Source organism: Ectothiorhodospira variabilis (assembly GCF_022227625.1).
In the GTDB taxonomy this organism is placed as follows: domain Bacteria; phylum Pseudomonadota; class Gammaproteobacteria; order Ectothiorhodospirales; family Ectothiorhodospiraceae; genus Ectothiorhodospira; species Ectothiorhodospira haloalkaliphila.
The window spans coordinates 1-19,291 of the sequence record NZ_JAJNAO010000004.1; the positions used below are offsets into that span (position 1 = coordinate 1).

Below are 19,291 nucleotides of genomic sequence, written 5' to 3' on the forward strand. Positions count from 1 at the left end.
GACGGGGAGAAGGGTTGGGGATGAGGGCGCCCATGCCAGGTTGCACCAAGGAACACCGGCCGCCCCACCCGGTCCTAATCAGGGTGCCCACATCAAGGCTCCGACATGGCTGACGCCTCCCACGCTGCGCTGGAACTTCGCATCATCGATGCCCTGGATCATATCCAGCCGCAGGAATGGGATCTGTTGGGTGGCGGTGACCACCCCTTCCTCAGCCATGCCTTCCTCTCCGCCCTGGAGAGGCACGACTGCCTGGGCTCGAAGTTCGGCTGGTATCCCCGCCACATGATCCTGCGGGAGTCGGACGGTACGCTGGTGGCCGCCCTGCCCCTCTACGCCAAGACCAACAACTACGGCGAGTTCGTGTTCGACTGGGCCTGGGAACAGGCCTGGCAGCGCTCAGGGCTGCGTTACTACCCCAAACTGGTGTCCTCCATCCCCTACACCCCGGCCACCGGCCCGCGGCTGCTGGTCCACCCGCAGCGCGATGCCGGGACACTGCGCCAGACCCTGATCCAGCAGGCCATGGAGTTCACCGGCAGCCAGGGATTGTCCACCACGCACTTTCTGTTCACGGATACCGAGGACACCCAGGCCCTCAGGGAGATGGGTCTGGCCCTGCGCATGGGCTGTCAGTACCACTGGCGCAACGATGGTTACCGGGATTTCGATGACTTCCTGGACTGCTTCAGCTCCAAGAAACGCAAGAACGTGAAACGGGAACGTCGCCGTGTGCAGGAACAGGGGCTGGATGTGCGCATCCTGCATGGGGATGAGGTGGATGATGCACTTTGGGCGGTGTTCCACCGTTTTTATCTGGCCACCTTCGAGCGCAAGTTCGGCATCCCCACCCTCACCCTGGACTTCTTCCGGGAAACCGCCCGCACCCTGGGCCGACAGGTGATCATGGTGCTGGCCGAGGAAGATGATCGGCCGGTGGCGGCGGCCCTGTGTTATCGGAGCCGCGATACGCTCTATGGCCGTTACTGGGGGTGCGAGCGGGACTATGACGGGCTGCATTTCGAGGCCTGTTATTATCAGGGCATCGACTACTGCATTCGCCACGGTCTGGACCGGTTCGAGCCGGGCGCCCAGGGGGAGCACAAGATCAGCCGGGGTTTCCTGCCCACCCGCACCTGGTCGGCCCACTGGGTGGACAACGCCGGCCTGCGCGGCCCCGTGGCAGATTTCTGTCGTCGCGAAGAGGCGGCCATGCGGGAGCAGTGCGAGCAGTTGATGAGTCTGTCGCCTTTCCGGCAAACATGATGGCCGCATCCCTGTGGGAGCGGCCCTCGGCCGCGAATGGGGTGGCAGGGAGTTTGGTTGCCCTCTCATTCGCGGGCAAGGCCCGCTCCCACAAACAGCAGCCCCAAAGACAACCGGCTTCCACAGGAAGTCTTCCCTACAGGAACGCCTGCGGCGATACTGAGGAACTGACGTTGCAGACTCAAGAGAATGGAGACGCCATGTCTGGCAACAACCAAGTGCAATCCCTCACCTGGCTGCGTCCGGGCCAAACAGACGAACCCTTCCCGCCGGTGGATCGCGCCCTGCGTGAACCCAACGGTCTGCTAGCCGCAGGCGGGGACCTGAGCCTGCCGCGGCTGCTCAATGCCTACCGGCACGGAATCTTCCCCTGGTACGAGGCCGGCCAGCCCATCCTCTGGTGGTCGCCGGACCCACGCACCGTGATCTACCCCGAGAATGTGCGCGTCAGCCGCAGCCTCGGAAAGACCCTGCGTCGCGGCGAGTTCACCGTCACCTTCGACCAGGCATTCAACGAAGTGATCAAAGGGTGCGCCGGCCCCCGGCGTGGCGTGGACGGCACCTGGATCACCTACGGCATGCAGCAGGCCTTCACGCAGATGCATCGCACCGGCTATGCCCACTCGGTGGAAGTGTGGCGGGAAGGGGAACTGGTGGGCGGCCTGTATGGGGTGACCGTGGGCCGGGTATTTTTCGGAGAGTCCATGTTCAGCCACGCCACCGACGCCTCCAAGGTGGCCTTGGTGGTGCTGTGCCGACACCTGCAGCACTGGGGCTATCCGCTACTGGATTGCCAGACCCCCTCCGACCACATGACACGCATGGGCGCGGAATCCATCTCCCGGGCACGGTTCAGCTCCCGGCTGGATCAGCTGTGCTCCGTGCCGGGACGCCCAGGCCCCTGGGAGGTGGAACCGGGGATTTGACCACCCCGCTCCCTACTGCTTGTCCCCCAGGGTGATGTTCACCTCCAGGATTTCGCAGTCTCCCTCGCTTTCCAGGTTCATCTGTACCGCATCGTCACCCACCTGGACATACTTGCGGATCACCTCCAGCAACTCCTTGTGCAGCGCCGGGAGGTAGTCCGGTCCCGAGCGGCTACTGCGCTCCCGGGCCACGATGACCTGCAGGCGCTCCTTGGCCACCTTGGCGCTGGTCTGTCGTGGGCTCCGGAAATAATCGAAGATACCCTTCATGACGATCAACCTCTGAACAGGCGTCCGAAGATGCCCTTTTTCTGCGTGGTGATGAAACGGTGTGGGCGATCTTCGCCCAGGAACCGGGCCACGGCATCCCGGTAGGCCTGTCCCGCGTCGGATTCCGTGTCCAGCACCACCGGCATGCCGGCGTTGGAGGCGTTGAGCACCGCCTGGGACTCGGGAATCACCCCCAGCATGCCGATGGACAGGATCTCCTGCACATCCTCCACGCTGAGCATCTCGCCCTTCTCCACCCGATCTGCCGAGTAACGGGTGATCAGCAGATGGGCGGGCAACGGATCCTCGCCCTGCTCGGCACGACGGGTCTTGCTGGAGAGAATGCCCAGCATGCGGTCCGAGTCACGCACGCTGGACACCTCCGGGTTGGTGACCACGATGGCCTCATCGGCAAAATAGGCCGCCATCAGGGCACCGCGCTCGATGCCGGCGGGGCTGTCGCAGATGATGTATTCAAATTCCTGGGACAACTCCTCCAGCACCTTTTCCACCCCCTCCTGCGTGAGGGCTTCCTTGTCCCGGGTCTGGGACGCCGGAAGGATGTAGAGGTTCTCGGTGCGCTTGTCCTTGATCAGGGCCTGACGCAGGTTGGCGTCGCCGTTGATCACATTGACGAAGTCATACACCACCCGTCGCTCGCAACCCATGATCAGATCCAGGTTGCGCAGACCCACGTCGAAGTCCACAACGGCGGTCTTGTGCCCCTCCTGGGCCAGTCCCGTGGCGATGGCGGCAGATGTGGTGGTCTTGCCCACCCCTCCCTTACCCGAGGTAATCACTACAATGCGTGACATAAAGCCTGCATCTCCTAAAAAAGTTCAGCGCTAGATTTCCAAAATCCTGATGGTCTCACCGGACAGGGTGATCAGGCGATTATCACCCCGCTCGGTGTCCAGGATATCCTCTGCAATACGGTAATGTCCGGCAATGGATACCAGTTCTGCATCCAGACGCCGACAAAAGATTCGTGCCGAATCCAGCCCGCGCACGCCGGCAAGGGCCTTGCCCCGCAGCGGGCCATACACATGGATGTGCCCATCGGCCAGCACTTCTGCCCCCGCCGACACCGCACCGGTGATGATCAGGTCTCCACCGCGTGCATACACCTGCTGCCCGGAGCGCACGGGCTGGTTGACCACCAGGGAGGGTGTATGAACGGCCTGTACGGGGGGCACCGGGGCAGCTTCCGACGTCTCTTGGGGGGCGCTCTCGATCGGGGGCTTGGGTGCGGGTCGCAGTGGCACCTCGCCACCGGCACGGGGGCCCAGCACGATCAGTGGCAGGCCGGTGCGATCAGCCAGCGGCGCCGAGACCTCGCTATACAGCAATCCAATCAGTTTCAATCCATGCTGGCGCACCGTCTCCAGCGCCGAAAGCAGGTCCTGAGCCGGCGTGTCAGCCATGGCGTCCATATCCACCACCACGGGCATGTCGCGCATCAGGTCCGGCGCCTCGTGCATGCGCGCCTCCAGGGCCTCCTGCAGCGCCACCGGCTCAGCCGGGTGCAGCCTGAGGATGGAGACCAGGATCATTCGGCCCTTGAACTCGATGGGCTGGATAGGGCTGGGGTTCGCACTCATGGGAAATGGTCCGGCAGATCGGCCAGCGTCGCCAGCCTTTGTAGGTTTGTTGAGTCTGTCGAGGCGCGCATTGTAACGGTTTGCTGGATTGTTCGCGCCGACAACATGCTAATATGCTTATACTATAAAGCGAACATTTCAGCCGCAGTGGTGAGCGTCTATACCACGCCCCCCGGGCGTTCGTTCGACCACCCCGGCTGACCACCCCGAGGTATGGAGCGAAGTACCGATGAACCATAAAGATAAGCAGATCCAATCGGCGGTCCAGCGCGCGCTGGGCGACAAGGGCCTCTCCCGACGCGACTTCCTGCGCCTTTCCGGCGGCGGCGCCCTGCTGGCCGGCGCCGCCACCAGCGGCCTGCTCTACCCGGGTACGGCCCGTGCCGTATCCACCAACGCGCGCATTGTCATTGTCGGCGCCGGTGCCGCCGGCCTGTCCTGCGCCACGCGCCTGAATCGCGAACTGGAGGGCGCCCAGATCACCCTGATCGATCGGCGCGAAGACCACTACTACCAGCCCGGCCTCACTCTGGTGGCCACAGGGGTGTGGAATACGGCCAAAACCCTCGACAGCAACCGTCGCTACGTGCCCTCCGGCGTGAACTGGATTCATGACATGGTGGCCGAATACGACCCGGACAACAACCGGGTGATCACCGACGACGGGCGCACCGTTGAATACGATTACCTCATGGTCACCACGGGCCTGCAGGTCAATTATGATCAGGTGGAGGGCATGTCGGAGGAGTTGATCGGCCAGCGTGGCGTGGGCTGCGTATACGACAAGCCTGAACTGGCCGAGCGCACCTGGCGGGCCGTGGACGAGTTTGTCGACAACGGCGGCGTGGGGCTGTTCACCCGCCCGCGGGGCGACATCAAGTGTGCCGGCGCCCCGCTGAAGGTCACCATGCTCACCGAGAGCCGCATGAAGGAACGCGGCACACGGGACAAGGCCGAGATGCACTACCTGCCACCGGGTGCCAGCCTGTTCTCCCAACCGGACGCCGACGATTTCCTGAGCAAAAACTTCCCGGAACGCGGCATCCAGATTCACTGGGACCATCCCCTCACGGCCATCGACCCGGACGCCAAGACCGCCACCTTCGACACCCCCCTGGGCAATGAAACCCTGGATTACGACTTCATCCACGTGGTGCCGCCCATGAGCGCACCGGATTCCCTGCGCGAGAGTGAACTGGCGGCTCAGGAGGCCCCGTTCAAGGGCTGGCTGGAAGTGGATCGCCACACCCTGCAGCACAACCGCTATGCCAATGTCTTTGGCGCCGGGGACATCAACGGCGTGCCCATCGGCAAGACGGCGGCCAGTGTGAAGTCGCAGGTCCCGGTGGCCGTGGAGAACATGATCCAGGCCATTCAGGGCCGTGAGAACTCAGCCAGCTACGATGGCTACACCTCCTGCCCGTTGATCACCGAATTGGGCAAGGCCATCCTGGTGGAATTCGATTACGACCTGAAAATGAAACCGTCTTTCCCCGTCATCAGCCCCTACGAGGAACACTGGGTGCCGTGGGTCATGAAGGATCGTCTCCTGCTGGCCGCCTACCGCGCGATGCTGCGCGGCCGTATCTGATTCACGTTGCAAACTTAGGAGCAAGCAATGGCCTTTTCATTCGTAGGCATTCTGGCTGTGGTACTGGAGTTTTTCCGTGGGTGGTTCTGGCTGCTGATCCCGCTGATCGTGCTTGATCTTGTGCTGCTGGGGCTCTTCTTCAAGCGCACCTCCGGCCGCCGTCGCAAATTTTCCCTGCCCTTCAAGGCCTCCATCGGCTTTGGTGTATTCACCTTCGTGATGGCCTTGATCACACTGCCGGGGATCACCCGTTCCAGTTGGGAGATGCTGGCGGGGGCGGTGGATTACCTTTCGCTCATTGGCGCCAGTATCGGTTTCGGGTTGCTGTTCGCCATCCTGGCCTTCCCGGTGATGCTGCACATGCTGGGCATCGGCCCGAAGCACAAGCCTGAAAGCCAGGCCACTCGGCAGTCCCCGGCCCCGGAGGCGGAGGCGGAGACGGGGGCGGAGGCTGAGCCTTCAACAGCCTCCCAGCAACCCCAGGGCTGACCACCTACCTGTGGGAGTCGGGCTGCCGGCGATGCGCTGCGACAGCAGCGCCTTGCATGAGTTTGTTGCCCGCCGCCTTCGCGGGCAAGGCCCGCTCCCACAGGAACATGGCAACCCCACAAGCAAGAAGGTCCTTCAGGGGAGGGCAACCAACTGGGCACTGCTTGACAGCCCAACGCCCCCCGGCTAGCTTTGCCACACCCCTGCTGCCACCGGGCCTGTCATGAAGATCAGCCATCACGAACTGCCCCTTGTCACCGAGGCCCCCATCCAGATCCTGGATGTCACCGATGCCGTCCGTGACCTGCACGCCACCAGCGGCATCCGCAATGGCATCGTCACCCTGATCTCCCGTCACACCACCGCCTACGTGAATCTCAATGAGCAGGAGCCCATGCTCCAGCAGGACATGCTCACCCACCTCAAGCGCCTGGTACCCCGCGACGGGGATTACCGGCATAACGAGAATCCAGTGGATGGCCGCGACAACGCCCACTCCCATCTCATGGGGCTGTTCATGAACGCCTCGGAAACCATCCCCATCGTTGATGGCGAACTGCGTCTGGGTAGCTGGCAGTCCATCTTTTTCATCGAACTGGACGGCCCCCGACCGGAGCGCCGTCTGTCCGTCCATTTCATGGGGACCGAGTAACGCCCATGCAGGCCTCCGACATCGACGGCTTCTTTGCCGAACCCCACCAGATCGATCTGGAAAAACACCTCATCCTGGACTACACCCTGGAGTGCGTGGGTGACCCGCGCACGGCAGCGGCCCATCTGTGCAGCGAGCAGTCCACGGCCCAGTGGAAACGGGTGGACGTGGATGAGGATCTGCGCCCGCGGTTTGGCGCCAAGGTGCTGGAACTGGAAGTCATCGAGCAACGTCAGGCTCTGAGCTATCCCGTGCAGCACGCCGCCCAGGGAGACATCTTCGCCTGCCGTGTAAAGATCGCCCATCCCCACGAGAACTTCGGGCCGCGCATTCCCAATCTGATCTCGGCGGTGCTGGGCGAAGGGCCTTTCTTCACCCCCGGCATCCCGTTGATCAAGTTGCAGGACATCCACTTTCCGGACAGCTTCCTGGCCCATTTCCAGGGTCCGAAATTCGGGGTGCAGGGGCTCAGGGATCAACTCAATGCTCATGACCGCCCCATCTTCTTCGGGGTGATCAAACCCAATATCGGTCTCCCACCGGATGCCTTCTCCGCCATTGGCCACGAGGCCTGGCTGGGCGGTCTGGACATCGCCAAGGACGATGAAATGCTGGCCGACCCGGAGTGGTCACCCCTGACCGAGCGCTGCGAACATCTGGGGCGCGCGCGACGTGAAGCCGAAGAGGCCACCGGCACCCCCAAGATCTACCTGGCCAATATCACCGACGAGGTGGATCGGCTGGTGGAGTTGCACGATGCCGCAGTGGCCCGAGGCGCCAATGCCCTGCTCATCAATGCCCTGCCCGTGGGTCTGTCCGGCGTGCGCATGCTGCGCAAGCACACCCAGGTGCCGCTGATCGCCCACTTCCCGTTCATTGCCGCCTTCAGCCGCCTGCCCCATTACGGCGTGCACAGCCGGGTGATGACCCGCCTGCAGCGCCTGGCGGGCTTCGACACGGTCATCATGCCCGGCTTCGGCCCGCGCATGATGACCACCGACCAGGAGGTGCAGGACAACATCCGCGCCTGCCTGGAGCCCATGGGCCGGATCAAGCCCTGCCTGCCGGTACCTGGTGGGAGTGATTCGGCGGCCACGCTCAAACGGGTGTACGACAAGGTGGGCAGCGTGGACTTCGGCTTCGTGCCTGGCCGGGGTGTCTTCGGCCATCCCATGGGCCCGCGCGCCGGCGCCACCAGCATCCGCCAGGCCTGGGACGCCATCGCCGCCGGGGTGGATGTGCACACCCACGCAGAGCAGCACCCGGAACTGGCAGCGGCGCTGAAGGCCTTCGGTTAAGGCTGAAAGCCTTCGGTTAAGAAAGGTGATCAACGCTCATGCATCTGTTGCCTTTCTTCAATGAATACGATCCCAGAATTGCCCGGCCAGCACTTCCAGGTGCTCGGACAACCGGTTGAGTTCCTGGGCGGCCTGCTCGATCTGAACGATGGCGTCGGCGTTGCCATCTGCTGAATGGCGGATATTGGTGATGCTGCGGTTGATCTCCTCGCTCACGGCACTCTGCTCATCCACCGCCGTGGCAATCTGTACGCTCATCTCGGTGATGGAGCTGACATTGCGAGCGATCTCTTCCAGTGACTGTGCCGCCTCGTCGGCCTGACGGACACTGCGCTCGGCCTGCTCCTGACTCTGGCCCATCACCTGCACCGAAGACTGCGCGCCCGCCTGGAGCTTTTCGATCATGCCCTGGATCTCCTGGGTGGCGTTCTGGGTGCGGGCTGCCAGGCTGCGCACCTCATCGGCCACCACCGCAAAGCCCCGCCCTTCCTCGCCGGCACGGGCCGCCTCAATGGCCGCATTCAGGGCCAGCAGGTTCGTCTGCTCGGCAATCCCCTGGATCACTTCCACCACCGTGCTGATCTCCTCGGTGCGCTGCTCCAGCTCATGGATCGCGTGGGTGGCCCGTTCCACCTCATCCGACAGATTGCCGATGGCCTCGCCGGTGGACACCACCACCCGGCGTCCGCTATCGGCACTGGCATCGGCCTGTTCGGCTGAACGGGCCGTATGCTGGGCATTGCGGGCCACCTCCTGCACACTGGCGGCCATCTCGTTCACGGCAGTGGCCACCTGGTCGGTCTCGGCCTGCTCGCGGAGGATCTCCTGTCGTGTCTGCTCAATGACGCCAGCCATTTCCTTGATCTGCCGGGAAAGCCGACGCGCCGCCTCCGCCACGCGACCCACGGCAGCACCGGTCTCGGTGGCCAGCATGCGCATGGCAAACTGGATCTCTCCCACCTCGTCCACGCGACCGGTGTAGACGTACTGACACAACGGATTGTGCACCACCGCGCGAGCCTGTGCCTGCAGTCGGGCCAGGGGACGGGTGACCCACCAGGCCCAACCGCCTGCCAGGGCCACGAACAGCAGGATGGGTACCAGGGTCTGGCCGGCGGGCGCCCCCATCAGGGCACTACCGAGCCAGCCCAACAGGCCGGCCAGACCCACGGCACCCAGCAGGCGCATGCGCAGACCGGGCAAGGACCCTCTCAAAGCCAGGGGGGGCCGGCCGGCCATGACCTGGGCATACAGCCTGTCGGCGCGCTCCACGCACTCCCGGGGAGGGCGGGTGCGCACGGACTGGTATTCGGTGATCCGCCCATTGTTGCGAATGGGAGTGACGTAGGCACTCACCCAGTAGTGATCCCCGTTCTTGCAGCGATTCTTCACCAACCCCATCCAGGACTGCCCACTCTTGATGGTGTCCCAGAGATTCTGGAAGGCCGCAGGCGGCATGTCCGGGTGACGGACGATGTTATGGTTCTGGCGCATCAACTCGTCCACCGAGAAACCGCTGATGTCCACGAAGTCATCGTTTACATCGGTGATCGTGCCCTTGGCATCGGTGGTGGACAGGATGTTGGTATTGGCGGAAAAGGTCTTCTCCCGCCCGGTAACCGGCAGATTCTTTTTCATGGTTTGCCTCCGGCATGGGAGGGGGCCGGGTGATGGAATGTGTGCCTCGCGTGACTCATCAGTTGCGGCGCTCCCAGAATTGTCGGGACAGCAGTTTGAGTTCAGCAGAGAGTCCCGCCACCTGGCTGGCCGCCGACTCGATCTGCTGACCGGAATCGGCGTTGCCATCGGCATAGCCACGGATGCGGGTGATGCTCTGGTTGATCTCCTCGCTGACCGATCCCTGCTGATCCACCGCCGTGGCGATCTGGGCACTCATATCGGTGATGGCAGCAACGCTACTGGCAATCTCTTCCAGTGACTGGGCAGCCCGACCCGCCTGCTGGACGCTTTTCTCCGCCTGCTTGCGGCTGTTCTGCATCACCACCACCGAGGAGTGTGCACCGCGCTGCAGCTTTTCGATGGTGCTCTGGATTTCCTGGGTGGACTCATGAGTGCGGGATGCCAGGCTGCGCACCTCGTCGGCCACCACAGAAAAGCCACGCCCGTGCTCGCCCGCCCGGGCCGCTTCAATGGCGGCATTGAGGGCCAGCATGTTGGTTTGCTCGGCGATGCCGCGGATCACCTCCAGGACCGCACTGATGGATCCGGCACTTTCTTCCAACTCGTGGATGACCCTGGCCGCGCGCTCCACCTCGTCGGCCAGTTGGCCGATCACCTGCTCGGTGGAGCTGACCACCTGACGACCCTGACTGGCGCTGACATCCGCCGCCGTGGCCGCCTCTGCGGCATTCTGGGCGTTGCGGGCCACCTCCTGAACACTGGCCGTCATCTGGTTGACTGCCGTGGCCACCTGGTCGGTCTCCGCCTGCTGCCGCAGAATCTCGTCCCGGGTCTTGCGCACCGAGTCCACCATGGCGTCGGCATAGTCGGCCAACTGGCTGGCGGCATCGGATACCCGCCCCACGGCGGCGCCGGTCTCGGATCGCAACATGCGCATGGCGAACTCGATCTCCCCGAATTCGTCCGCGCGCCCGGTGTAGACGTACTGCTCCACCGGGTTATGGGTGATCTCCCTCGCCTGAATACGCAATTGACCGAGGGGTTGCAGGAGCCACATCCCCAGGCCACCGGCCAGCACCAGGGCCAGCAATACGGGCACCAACGCGGTGAGTGCTGGCGTACCCAACAGCGCGCCAACCCCAAGCGCCAGCATGGCCGACGCGGCCATGCCTCCCACCAGACGCACCGCGACCGGCGGCATGGGCAAACGCATGCCAAGGGGAAGTCGATTGTTCATGAGCCCGGCATACACACCGTTGGCTCGATCCACCCAGTCCCGTGCGGGACGGGTACGCACCGACTGGTACTCAGCCACCTGCCCGTCCTTGCGGATGGGCATGACATAGGCACTCACCCAGTAGTGGTCGCCGTTCTTGCAACGATTCTTGACCAGCCCCATCCAGGCGCGGCCCGCCTTGACGCTGTCCCAGAGGTCCTTGAAGGCTGCGGGAGGCATGTCCGGATGGCGGACGATGTTGTGATTGCGCCTGAGCAACTCGTCCTCGACGAACCCGCTGATGCGAATGAAGTCGTCGTTGACGTAGGAAATGGCGCCCTTGAGGTCCGTCGTGGACAGAATATTGGCGTGATCCGCTACCGCCTGTTCCCGGCCGGTGACCGGCAGATTCTTCTTCATGGATCATTCAACCCCTGGTTATGCAACGCGCATCCCTGACGATGAATCATCCGTCCCCACGGCATCTAGCCCAACACCGGTGCCCCGCCCCCCTGAGCGGAGCACCGGCGGTATTCAGACCATCACCGGCTTGCCGATCAGCAGTTCATGCAGGAACAGCGAGAAGGCGAAGTAGCCCACAAGGCCCACGACCACGGTGATCGCGTCCGCCTTCAGGTTAGCGGCAGCAGGCGCCGTTCCCTGAGCGGAATCTCTCTTGCGCGCGGCGCGGAAGGACAACACGGCCCAGACCAGCAACGAACCGAAGAGGATCACATCCGCCAGCGTGCCGTTGGAGAACAGGTGGCCCAGGGCCCACACCTTGACGGCAATGACCATGGGGTGCCCCACCCGGGCCTTGATGCGGTTGTTGGGCACAAAGGCGGCCGCCAGGAAGATGAAGGCCACCAGACTGAACAGGGCGGTGACGTGGAAGGTCCACAATGGCGGGAACCAGAGCCAGGTGGGGTCCATCCGGGCCATGCCATAACCCCAGACGATCAGGATGAAGCCGATCAGTGAAACGACGGATGCAAACCCCGTCCAGGCCTTCTCGCCAAACTGATCGATCCGGGCACGACGCCAGTCGTCCGCGAAGATGCGGGTGGAGTGCATGCCCAGGAAGAGCACAAGACCAAGGATCATCACAAACACGGTAAGGCTTCCTTCTTGTTGAGTGGATGAATTAAGCAATCCCTAATAATGCCCTTTTCACGGGGCGTGGTCGAACACCAATTCCCCATCGCGCAGGAAAAAGGCACCGCCCACCACCTCCTGATCGACACGCCGCACCCGATCACCCACGTGAACCTCCACACCACCGTAGAGCCGCTCCCGCACAAGGATGCAGGCATCCTGGGAGCGTTCCATCCGCTGCACCAGGGCCTCGCGTTCCAGGGTGAGCTCGGCCATCTCCTCCCGTGCCTTCACCAGGGTGTTCTGCACCCGTTGCACGAAGTTTTCATCCACCCGCTCCGGGTGCTGTCCGGCAAAATGCAGGGTGCGGGCCAGCTCGTCGAGCAATTTCTGTTTCTCCAGCAGGCGCGCATCCACCTGTTCCAGATGGTCCTGCCCTTCCGGATCGACTCCGACCATCACCACGGTGTGGGGGGACGTCGGCGAACCCAGCAGCATGCACTCGATGAGTTCCCTGGCCCTGACCTGTCCTCCAACGATCTGTCCCTTGCGCGCCCCGGTGGCCCCCACCGTCACCGACTGATGGGCACTCACCTGGCAATGCACCAATTGTTCCTGAGCCACCACCGTGGCGGCCTCAACGCGGGCGTTTTCCATGAATCGGGCCCTGACCGTGCCCCCCGCCTTGATCACCGCGGTGGGTTGGTGGACCTCCCCATGTTGCAACTGCCCCACCACACCATGACGGATGATCACATCGCCGCCGGCCTCCAGTGTGGCGCCCTCCACCATGCCGCCCACCTCGATATCGCCGGTGGACCTCACGCGCATGCCATCGGCCACATCGTTGCGGATGCGCACACTGCCCTCGAAGTTAAGGTGCCCGGAGGACAGATCCACCTGTCTCACATCCAGCAACTCCTCGACCATGACCCCGTTGGGCACCACCACAGGCATGCCGGCAGCGGCCGCCCGAAGCAGATCGGGGTCTTCAGGGTCACGCTCCACGTTTCGCAGCCGGGTGGCGAACGATCGCTCCCGGCCATCCCGGGCCGGGATGGGAGCACCGAACAGGTTCAGTCCGGGTGTGCCAGGGGTGGCATGATGGCGACGCATGAGGGGCGTACCGGGGGAAACCTGCACCAGTTCACCCAGGTCCCGATAATCGGCGCGTCCTCGGTCATCGATGCTGGGGATCCGTTCGCGGGCCTCGGGGACCAAGGATTCGAACACGGTATCCGTGCCGTTCACGGGCGCCGTCGCTCGAGCGATCACGGCAACATCCGGGGCCAGTTCCGGTTGCCTGAGCAGGGCGAGGATGGCGTCCTGGTCAACCCCATGGGTCACCCCCCGCTCGGCGAGGACCTGCAGCACCTGCTCCACAGTGGCGGGACTTCCCCCGCGAGGACCCTCAACATGCAATGACGCCTCCAGGCCCTTGGCATCCACCTTCAGGACAAACCGGCCATCCAGTGCCTCGGCCAGCAGGAAGGGCTCCTGATGGCCCGCAGGGGCCGGTTGGCGCAGGGCCTGGGTGAGCGCCTTCACCCCCTCATCCACCACGGCCCAGTGGCCATAGCCCGCCTCGCGCAGGGCCACCACCACGGATGCCGCTTCCAGATCAGGGCAGTGCTGACCCGGTTCTGGGGTGCAGTACACCCGGGTACCCGACTCATCAAGGCGAAGATCCAGATCGGGTATGGAGGCTTCCGGGGATGCGTCGCCGCTCATGACAACTCCGTGCAAGGGATTGAAGGGCAGTGTAACAAGCGCCGGAGTCGCCCACGAGCAGGCCGCACCTGTATTCCACCCATTGTTTTGACATGGATGGAAAGAAACAGATTGGGAACGTACGGGGGCGTGCGGGATGCCACGGGTCAAGCACCAAGAAGTCGACGCGCCAGCGCGGACTGCATGTCCCGGCGACCATCGGTGATCAAGTAACTAACGACCCGGTCGCCCAGGACGCGATGGACCGCCCGGTAGGGTTTGAATGCCGTCTGACGGTAATCCTTGATGCCCAGTTCGCCGTGAACAGCTTTCCCGGTCGCGCATAGCTGATGCGCTGCAATCCCCCGGATGCAAAATCGGTGTCCTCGATCTCGACAGCGTGAGGGTCAGAATAGGGATTGCTGGTGATCTGACAGGCAATCCAGTCGCCACGCCCGGCATGGGCAATCAGCAGCGCAGGCCGATATTTGCTGCGGCTGAGGTCGGAAAATGGGAATGGCAGGACAACTACTTGCCCGGCTGCAAATGTGCCCATGCCTCATCCTCTTCGGCTTTGGACCAATCCTCGGCCAGGGCGGCTTCGGCCAGCAGGGTCGCCTCATCGGCAGGCGGGGTGAGCAGTGTCAACAGGCCCCTGCCCGCCGGAAGTCGGGGCATCGGCTCCAGCGGTTGGATGTGGCCTTGGCTGTCGATTTCCACTTCAATGGTGTGCAGCATGGATTACTCCTGAATTCCTTAACAGGCAGGATAATGGCTTGCAGGAAGTATAAACCCTGCCTTTGGGCCACCGCATCCGGGCGTCCCGTGCCACCCAGACCCCGGAACAGCCAAGCAAGCGGCAGCCAGGATTCTCTACGACCGCCTCACGCCGACAACTCCTCAATCATCCGCTTGATCCTATCCGTGCAGGCCTTCAGATCCGCGTCGATCTCCTCCAGCGGGCGGGGCGGGATGAATTGGTAGAAGTGCCGGTTGAAGGGGATTTCAAAGCCGACAATGCCGATCTCCCCGTCCAGTTCGTCGCGCTTGCTCTCGTCGATCCAGGCATCGGGGACGTGGGGCTTCACCTCCCGCTCAAAGTAAGGGACACGGTCACGTCCTGGCTGACCTGCTGGATGTATTCGTCACTCTCTGAGAGAAAACCCCCGGTCCCTGCCGTGGGGTCATAGACGGTGACGATCCGGTGCGGGGTGAATCAACGCCACCTGCAAACCCGCATCTTGAGGCGTCACGATAATCAGCAGCATACAGTGCCCAGGTACCGTCCTGCAGCGTCCCGTCGAAGACCACAAAGGCCAATACCGAAGTGTGGGTTAAAGTGTGGGCCAGGTGACGTAAAAAAATGACAAATCCATAAAATTCATAAATTTACGTTATAAATATGGCGGAAGGGGTGGGATTCGAACCCACGGATGGTCGCCCATCGCCGGTTTTCAAGACCGGTGCATTCAACCGCTCTGCCACCCTTCCGTGAACGCTGGTCAGCGTTGCGAGGTCATAGAAGGCGGGTAGTTTAACCGGCTTGGTCATGAAGCCACAAGAAATGTCGATGGCATGCTTTGATCAACCGCATGGAATCAAGTACCTTACCGTCATCGTACACTGATCGTTTCCAACCACTTTTCCGGAGGATCACCCATGCAGACGGAGCGCGCGAGCACCGTAACCCAGCAGGCCCAGAGTCAGGCTCTGGCCACCAACAAGGTTATCCGCAACACCTACATGCTGCTGTCCATGACCCTGGCGTTCAGCGCCATCATGGCCTTCGTGGCCATGGCGGTGGGGGCGCCGCCGGTGCACTGGATCGTGATGCTGGCCATCTTCATCGGCATGCCGTTCGGCATCCATGCCCTGCGTAACAGCGTGTGGAGCATTCCGCTCACCTTTGCCTTCACCGGCATCATGGGCTTCATCCTGGGCCCCATCGTTTCCCTGTACCTGAGCCTGCCCAACGGCCCGGCCATCGTCGGCGGTGCCCTGGCCTCCACGGCGCTGGTCTTCGTGGGTCTGTCGGCCTATGCCCTGGTCACGCGCAAGGACTTCAGCTTCCTGGGTGGCTTCGTGTTCGTGGGCTTCCTGGTGATCCTGGCGGCCATCATCGCCAACCTGTTCCTGGCCATCCCGGCCCTGTCCCTGGCCATCTCCTCGGCTGTGGTACTGCTGGTGTCCGCCGCCATCCTGTGGGATACCAGCCGCATGGTGCATGATGGCGAGGCCAACTATGTGGTGATGACGGTCTCCCTGTTCGCCAACATCTATGTGCTGTTCCTGCACATGATGAACCTGTTTGCCATGCTCAGCGGCGATAACTGACCCCCTGACTGAACGGCAGCACACCCGACCCCTCTACCCTCCCGGGAGAGGGGTCTTTACTTTCCTGAGGCAAGGAAATCGCGACCGATGATCGAACAGGGCGTATTTCTCGATCTGGAAACCCTGGATCGGGGGGATCTGGATCTCTCTCCCCTTCACGACTCCCTCACCCGCTGGACCTTTCATGACTACACCCGACCACCGGAAACGGTGGAGCGCATCCAGGGTGCCCAGGTGGTGATCACCAACAAGGTGGTGCTGGATGCCGATGCCCTGGCGGCCGCCCCGGATCTGAAACTGGTCTGCCTGGCGGCCACAGGGACCAACAATGTGGATCTGGAGGCCGCATCGCGCCTGGGTATCACTGTGTGCAACGTGCGGGACTATGCCACCGCCTCCGTGGTGCAGCATGTGTTTGCCATGCTGCTCTCTCTGACCGTACGCCTGTCCCGGTACCATGATGATGTGCGCTCTGGCGCCTGGAACGACAGCCGGCAGTTCTGCCTGCTGGATCACCCCATCCGGGAGCTAGATGGTCGGCGCCTGGGCATCATCGGTTACGGAGTGCTGGGCCGGGCCACGGCACAGGCGGCGCAGGCCTTCGGCATGGACGTGGCAGTGGCACAAAGCCTGACCGGTCGGGGACCGGAGCCGGGGCGCCTGGCGCTGGATGAAGTGATCGGCACCAGCGACGTGCTCAGCCTTCACTGCCCACTGACGCCAGAAACCCACCAGCTGATTGATGAGCACCGATTACGCATGATGAAGAGTGATGCGGTGCTGATCAATACGGCACGGGGCGCCATCGTGGATAACGCGGCCCTGGCCGAGGCCTTGCGGCGCGGTGAGATCGGTGGCGCTGGAGTGGATGTGCTGGAGAAGGAACCGCCCGAGGCGGGTCATCCCCTGCTGGCAGCGGACATCCCCAACCTGATCATCACCCCCCATATCGCCTGGGCGGCCGTCGAGGCCCGCCAGCGCATGGTGGATGCCCTGGCAGCCAATATCCAGGCCTTCAAGTCCGGCCAGCCCACGAATCAGGTCAGCCCATAGGTATCCGGCACATGTCCACCACGCCCATGAACGATCGCGTGATCGATCTTGAAATCCGTCTGGCCCATCAGGATGCCCAGCTGCAGGACCTCAACGAGGTGGTCACCCGCCAGCAACAAGAGCTGTTTCAGATGCAGCGGCAGATGGAGGATCTGCGCCTGCGTCTGGCCGAGGTGCTGGCCACCCAGGGCGGCGGCCAGGAAGGCCCCGAGCCTCCACCGCCCCATTATTGAAAAAGCGAGAAGCTGGAAAGGGGGCAGCCCTCATCAAGACCATCGCCTGCGACAGCGCCGCCGATCGCCCTCGTGCCGAGGCCCTGGCCCGTGCCCTGGGCCTGGAACTCGCCGAGACGGATCCCGCCCCCGACACCTGGCACCTGGCCGTCACCCCTGAGCGCCTGGAGTTGCGCCAGTGCGGGCCCAAGGCCCCGGGGCCGGTGTTCGTGGACCTGGCTGGCGGCCGGCTGGGGTATCGGGGGCCACGGGTCAGCGCCCGCAAGGAACCCCTGGCGCGGGCCGTGGGCATCAAGGGGGGGCATCGCCCCCATGTGGTGGATGCCACGGCCGGGTTGGGCCGGGATGCGTTCATACTGGCCCTGCTGGGGTGCAAGGTCACCCTGCTGGAGCGCCATCCGGTGATTGCCGCGCTGCTGGCTGATGGACTGGACCGTGCCGCCCGTGAACCAGAGCTGGCTGAGGCCGCGGGTCGCATGAACCTTGTCAGGGGCGATGCCGCCCATTGGCTGGCAGATCATCCCTGCGACGTGGTCACCCTGGATCCCATGTACCCGCACCGGGACAAATCCGCGCTGGTGAAGAAGGAGATGCGGGCATTCCGGGCTGTGGTGGGCGACGATGAGGATGCCGCCCAGGTACTGGAAGCGTCTCTTCAGGCGGCGCGGGAGCGGGTGGTGGTGAAGCGCCCCGTGCGAGCCGAGCCCCTGGGAGGCCAGGCACCGGACTTCCAGATCCCCGGCAGCAGTACCCGTTTCGACGTCTACCTCACCCGCCCTTGAACGGCAACAGACACTGTGGGAGCTGGCCTGCCAGCGATGCGCTGCGGCAGCAGCGCCCGGAGTGTGTGCCCGCCGTTTTCGCGGGCGAGGCCCGCTCCCACGAAAAACTTGCTCACTACCCCCTCTGCTGAAGGCCCTCTGACTGACGCGCCCCCGGCAAAGGCCTCCTTCGGGACGACAGGCTGATCCTCTATGGGGTCTGCCCCAGGATGAGGCGGTCGTCGGGCAGCAATCGGTAGTTGGGCACTTCCAGGTTGCGGCGGGCGTGTTGATCGCGGTAGACACGACCGGACAGGTCGTAGCGGGAGCCGCGGCATCGGTCGACGAAACCGCCGCCCCAGCCCTCCTCCGAAGCAACCTCGGGCGGCACCCAGGTGAGTTCGCAAGCCAGATCGGTGCCCAGGGCCACCACCACCAGCACCTCGGGAGAGGCGGACCGGTGCGAGTTGCGGTAATCCCGGGGCTGGCGACTCAAACGGGAATCGGCATCGTAGAGCTGGTCTGAGAACGCCGCATCCGCCTCCAGCATCTCGGGGGTGCGCCCGACAATCCAGATGGGACGACCTTCCCAGGTCATGGCCTTGACCTCCCCCGGGGCCAGGTCGGGAATATCCACGGATCGGCCGCCGCTTTGGCCGCCGTCGTCGTCAGGGTCTCCCAGCACACCGCTGAGCATCACATAGGCCAGCATGGCCACACCCAGCAGTGCCAGCATCTTGAGGGCCACGCGATAATAAATTCGGCGCTGGTCCGGCGGTACGTTGAAGGATTCAGGCATCATGGGCGAAGATTATGGACCACAATTGAGGAACCAAGATGAATTCCAGAACACAACAGACCTACGTAGGCATCCACAACGACCTGCACGGCGGCATGACTCCCATCGGCGGCATCATCAAGGACGCCTGGATCTTCGAACTCCTCCCGGAGACCGAGACCTGTGAGGGCTGGACCACCGCGCAGATCCAGGTGCTGCATGACAAGGTCAATGCCACCTGGGACCAATACGGCCTGCGGGTGAGCAACCTGCCCCCGGAGATCCGCGAGCGCCACACCCGCATCCACGACCAGGCCATCGAGAAGGCCCGGTCCATGGGCTGGATGCCGGGCCGGGACTCGGATGCCGAGATGTAG

General features: G+C 63.5%; 21 protein-coding genes, 1 tRNA gene and 1 pseudogene. 11 read left to right on the forward strand and 12 right to left on the reverse strand.

Going from position 1 to position 19,291, the window contains the following annotated elements; translation table 11 throughout:
* Positions 1–105 precede the first annotated feature (105 nt).
* On the forward strand, positions 106–1,266 hold the full coding sequence (locus tag LPW30_RS06355; RefSeq protein WP_239680365.1) for a GNAT family N-acetyltransferase: 1,161 nt from the start codon (positions 106–108) through the stop codon (positions 1,264–1,266).
* A 200-nt stretch (positions 1,267–1,466) separates the two neighbouring features.
* Positions 1,467–2,192, forward strand: coding sequence for a leucyl/phenylalanyl-tRNA--protein transferase (gene aat / locus LPW30_RS06360; RefSeq protein ID WP_239680366.1), 726 nt, complete (start codon positions 1,467–1,469; stop codon positions 2,190–2,192).
* 12 nt (positions 2,193–2,204) lie between these two features.
* Here the strand turns inward: aat and minE are convergent, their stop codons facing one another.
* Genes minE through minC form a run of 3 tightly spaced genes read right to left on the reverse strand, consistent with a single transcriptional unit; the run spans position 2,205 to position 4,063 of the window.
* Positions 2,205–2,462 (reverse strand): cell division topological specificity factor MinE, encoded by a 258-nt coding sequence (minE, locus tag LPW30_RS06365; protein WP_029762572.1) that lies wholly within the window; start codon positions 2,460–2,462, stop codon positions 2,205–2,207.
* Positions 2,463–2,467: 5 nt separating this feature from the next.
* Complete coding sequence (gene minD / locus LPW30_RS06370) at positions 2,468–3,277, reverse strand: septum site-determining protein MinD (protein WP_025282302.1); 810 nt, start codon at positions 3,275–3,277, stop codon at positions 2,468–2,470.
* A 30-nt stretch (positions 3,278–3,307) separates the two neighbouring features.
* The gene (gene minC / locus LPW30_RS06375) at positions 3,308–4,063 is read right to left on the reverse strand and encodes a septum site-determining protein MinC (protein WP_239680367.1); all 756 of its coding nucleotides are present in this window, start codon (positions 4,061–4,063) and stop codon (positions 3,308–3,310) included.
* Positions 4,064–4,292: 229 nt separating this feature from the next.
* On the opposite strand from minC, the gene LPW30_RS06380 reads away from it, so the two are divergent.
* The 4 genes from LPW30_RS06380 to LPW30_RS06395 all read left to right on the forward strand — a co-directional run bounded on the left by LPW30_RS06380 (position 4,293) and on the right by LPW30_RS06395 (position 8,093).
* The gene (locus tag LPW30_RS06380) at positions 4,293–5,654 is read left to right on the forward strand and encodes an NAD(P)/FAD-dependent oxidoreductase (protein ID WP_238624276.1); all 1,362 of its coding nucleotides are present in this window, start codon (positions 4,293–4,295) and stop codon (positions 5,652–5,654) included.
* 27 nt (positions 5,655–5,681) lie between these two features.
* Positions 5,682–6,143, forward strand: a complete 462-nt coding sequence (locus LPW30_RS06385) for a hypothetical protein (protein WP_238624275.1) — start codon at positions 5,682–5,684, stop codon at positions 6,141–6,143.
* A gap of 223 nt (positions 6,144–6,366) precedes the next feature.
* Positions 6,367–6,795, forward strand: a complete 429-nt coding sequence (locus LPW30_RS06390) for a secondary thiamine-phosphate synthase enzyme YjbQ (RefSeq protein ID WP_025282306.1) — start codon at positions 6,367–6,369, stop codon at positions 6,793–6,795.
* A 5-nt stretch (positions 6,796–6,800) separates the two neighbouring features.
* Positions 6,801–8,093 (forward strand): RuBisCO large subunit C-terminal-like domain-containing protein, encoded by a 1,293-nt coding sequence (locus tag LPW30_RS06395; RefSeq protein ID WP_239680368.1) that lies wholly within the window; start codon positions 6,801–6,803, stop codon positions 8,091–8,093.
* Positions 8,094–8,150: 57 nt separating this feature from the next.
* Here the strand turns inward: LPW30_RS06395 and LPW30_RS06400 are convergent, their stop codons facing one another.
* The 8 genes and pseudogenes from LPW30_RS06400 to LPW30_RS06435 form a co-directional block, all read right to left on the reverse strand.
* Positions 8,151–9,731: a methyl-accepting chemotaxis protein gene (locus tag LPW30_RS06400; RefSeq protein ID WP_025282308.1), complete on the reverse strand. Its 1,581-nt coding sequence runs from the start codon at positions 9,729–9,731 to the stop codon at positions 8,151–8,153.
* Positions 9,732–9,789: 58 nt separating this feature from the next.
* The gene (locus LPW30_RS06405; protein WP_025282309.1) at positions 9,790–11,370 is read right to left on the reverse strand and encodes a methyl-accepting chemotaxis protein; all 1,581 of its coding nucleotides are present in this window, start codon (positions 11,368–11,370) and stop codon (positions 9,790–9,792) included.
* Between the two features lie 114 nt (positions 11,371–11,484).
* Positions 11,485–12,054, reverse strand: a complete 570-nt coding sequence (locus LPW30_RS06410; RefSeq protein WP_029762573.1) for an NnrU family protein — start codon at positions 12,052–12,054, stop codon at positions 11,485–11,487.
* A 66-nt stretch (positions 12,055–12,120) separates the two neighbouring features.
* The gene (locus tag LPW30_RS06415; protein ID WP_239680369.1) at positions 12,121–13,776 is read right to left on the reverse strand and encodes a DUF342 domain-containing protein; all 1,656 of its coding nucleotides are present in this window, start codon (positions 13,774–13,776) and stop codon (positions 12,121–12,123) included.
* A 205-nt stretch (positions 13,777–13,981) separates the two neighbouring features.
* Positions 13,982–14,311, reverse strand: a complete 330-nt coding sequence (locus LPW30_RS06420; RefSeq protein ID WP_084306945.1) for a MazF family transcriptional regulator — start codon at positions 14,309–14,311, stop codon at positions 13,982–13,984.
* Positions 14,284–14,493, reverse strand: a complete 210-nt coding sequence (locus tag LPW30_RS06425; RefSeq protein WP_025282312.1) for a hypothetical protein — start codon at positions 14,491–14,493, stop codon at positions 14,284–14,286. Before LPW30_RS06425 ends, LPW30_RS06420 begins: the two co-directional genes overlap by 28 nt.
* 146 nt (positions 14,494–14,639) lie before the next feature.
* Positions 14,640–14,876: pseudogene (locus LPW30_RS06430) on the reverse strand (SAM-dependent DNA methyltransferase); the annotation flags it as partial.
* A gap of 282 nt (positions 14,877–15,158) precedes the next feature.
* A tRNA-Ser gene (locus LPW30_RS06435) sits at positions 15,159–15,246 on the reverse strand.
* 168 nt (positions 15,247–15,414) lie between these two features.
* Between LPW30_RS06435 and LPW30_RS06440 the strand changes: the two genes are divergently transcribed.
* The 4 genes from LPW30_RS06440 to LPW30_RS06455 all read left to right on the forward strand — a co-directional run bounded on the left by LPW30_RS06440 (position 15,415) and on the right by LPW30_RS06455 (position 18,157).
* Positions 15,415–16,089, forward strand: a complete 675-nt coding sequence (locus LPW30_RS06440; protein ID WP_025282314.1) for a Bax inhibitor-1/YccA family protein — start codon at positions 15,415–15,417, stop codon at positions 16,087–16,089.
* A gap of 87 nt (positions 16,090–16,176) precedes the next feature.
* Positions 16,177–17,142 carry a 2-hydroxyacid dehydrogenase gene (locus LPW30_RS06445; RefSeq protein WP_025282315.1) on the forward strand — a complete coding sequence of 322 codons (966 nt, stop codon included), beginning with the start codon at positions 16,177–16,179 and terminating at the stop codon, positions 17,140–17,142.
* A gap of 11 nt (positions 17,143–17,153) precedes the next feature.
* A complete protein-coding gene (locus LPW30_RS06450) occupies positions 17,154–17,375 on the forward strand; it encodes a SlyX family protein (protein WP_025282316.1) in 222 nt (73 codons plus the stop codon).
* 32 nt (positions 17,376–17,407) lie between these two features.
* Complete coding sequence (locus LPW30_RS06455) at positions 17,408–18,157, forward strand: class I SAM-dependent methyltransferase (protein WP_026623747.1); 750 nt, start codon at positions 17,408–17,410, stop codon at positions 18,155–18,157.
* A 190-nt stretch (positions 18,158–18,347) separates the two neighbouring features.
* On the opposite strand, the gene petA is transcribed toward LPW30_RS06455, so the two are convergent.
* Positions 18,348–18,938 (reverse strand): ubiquinol-cytochrome c reductase iron-sulfur subunit, encoded by a 591-nt coding sequence (gene petA, locus LPW30_RS06460; RefSeq protein ID WP_239680370.1) that lies wholly within the window; start codon positions 18,936–18,938, stop codon positions 18,348–18,350.
* A gap of 35 nt (positions 18,939–18,973) precedes the next feature.
* On the opposite strand from petA, the gene LPW30_RS06465 reads away from it, so the two are divergent.
* Positions 18,974–19,291, forward strand: coding sequence for a hypothetical protein (locus tag LPW30_RS06465; protein ID WP_025282319.1), 318 nt, complete (start codon positions 18,974–18,976; stop codon positions 19,289–19,291).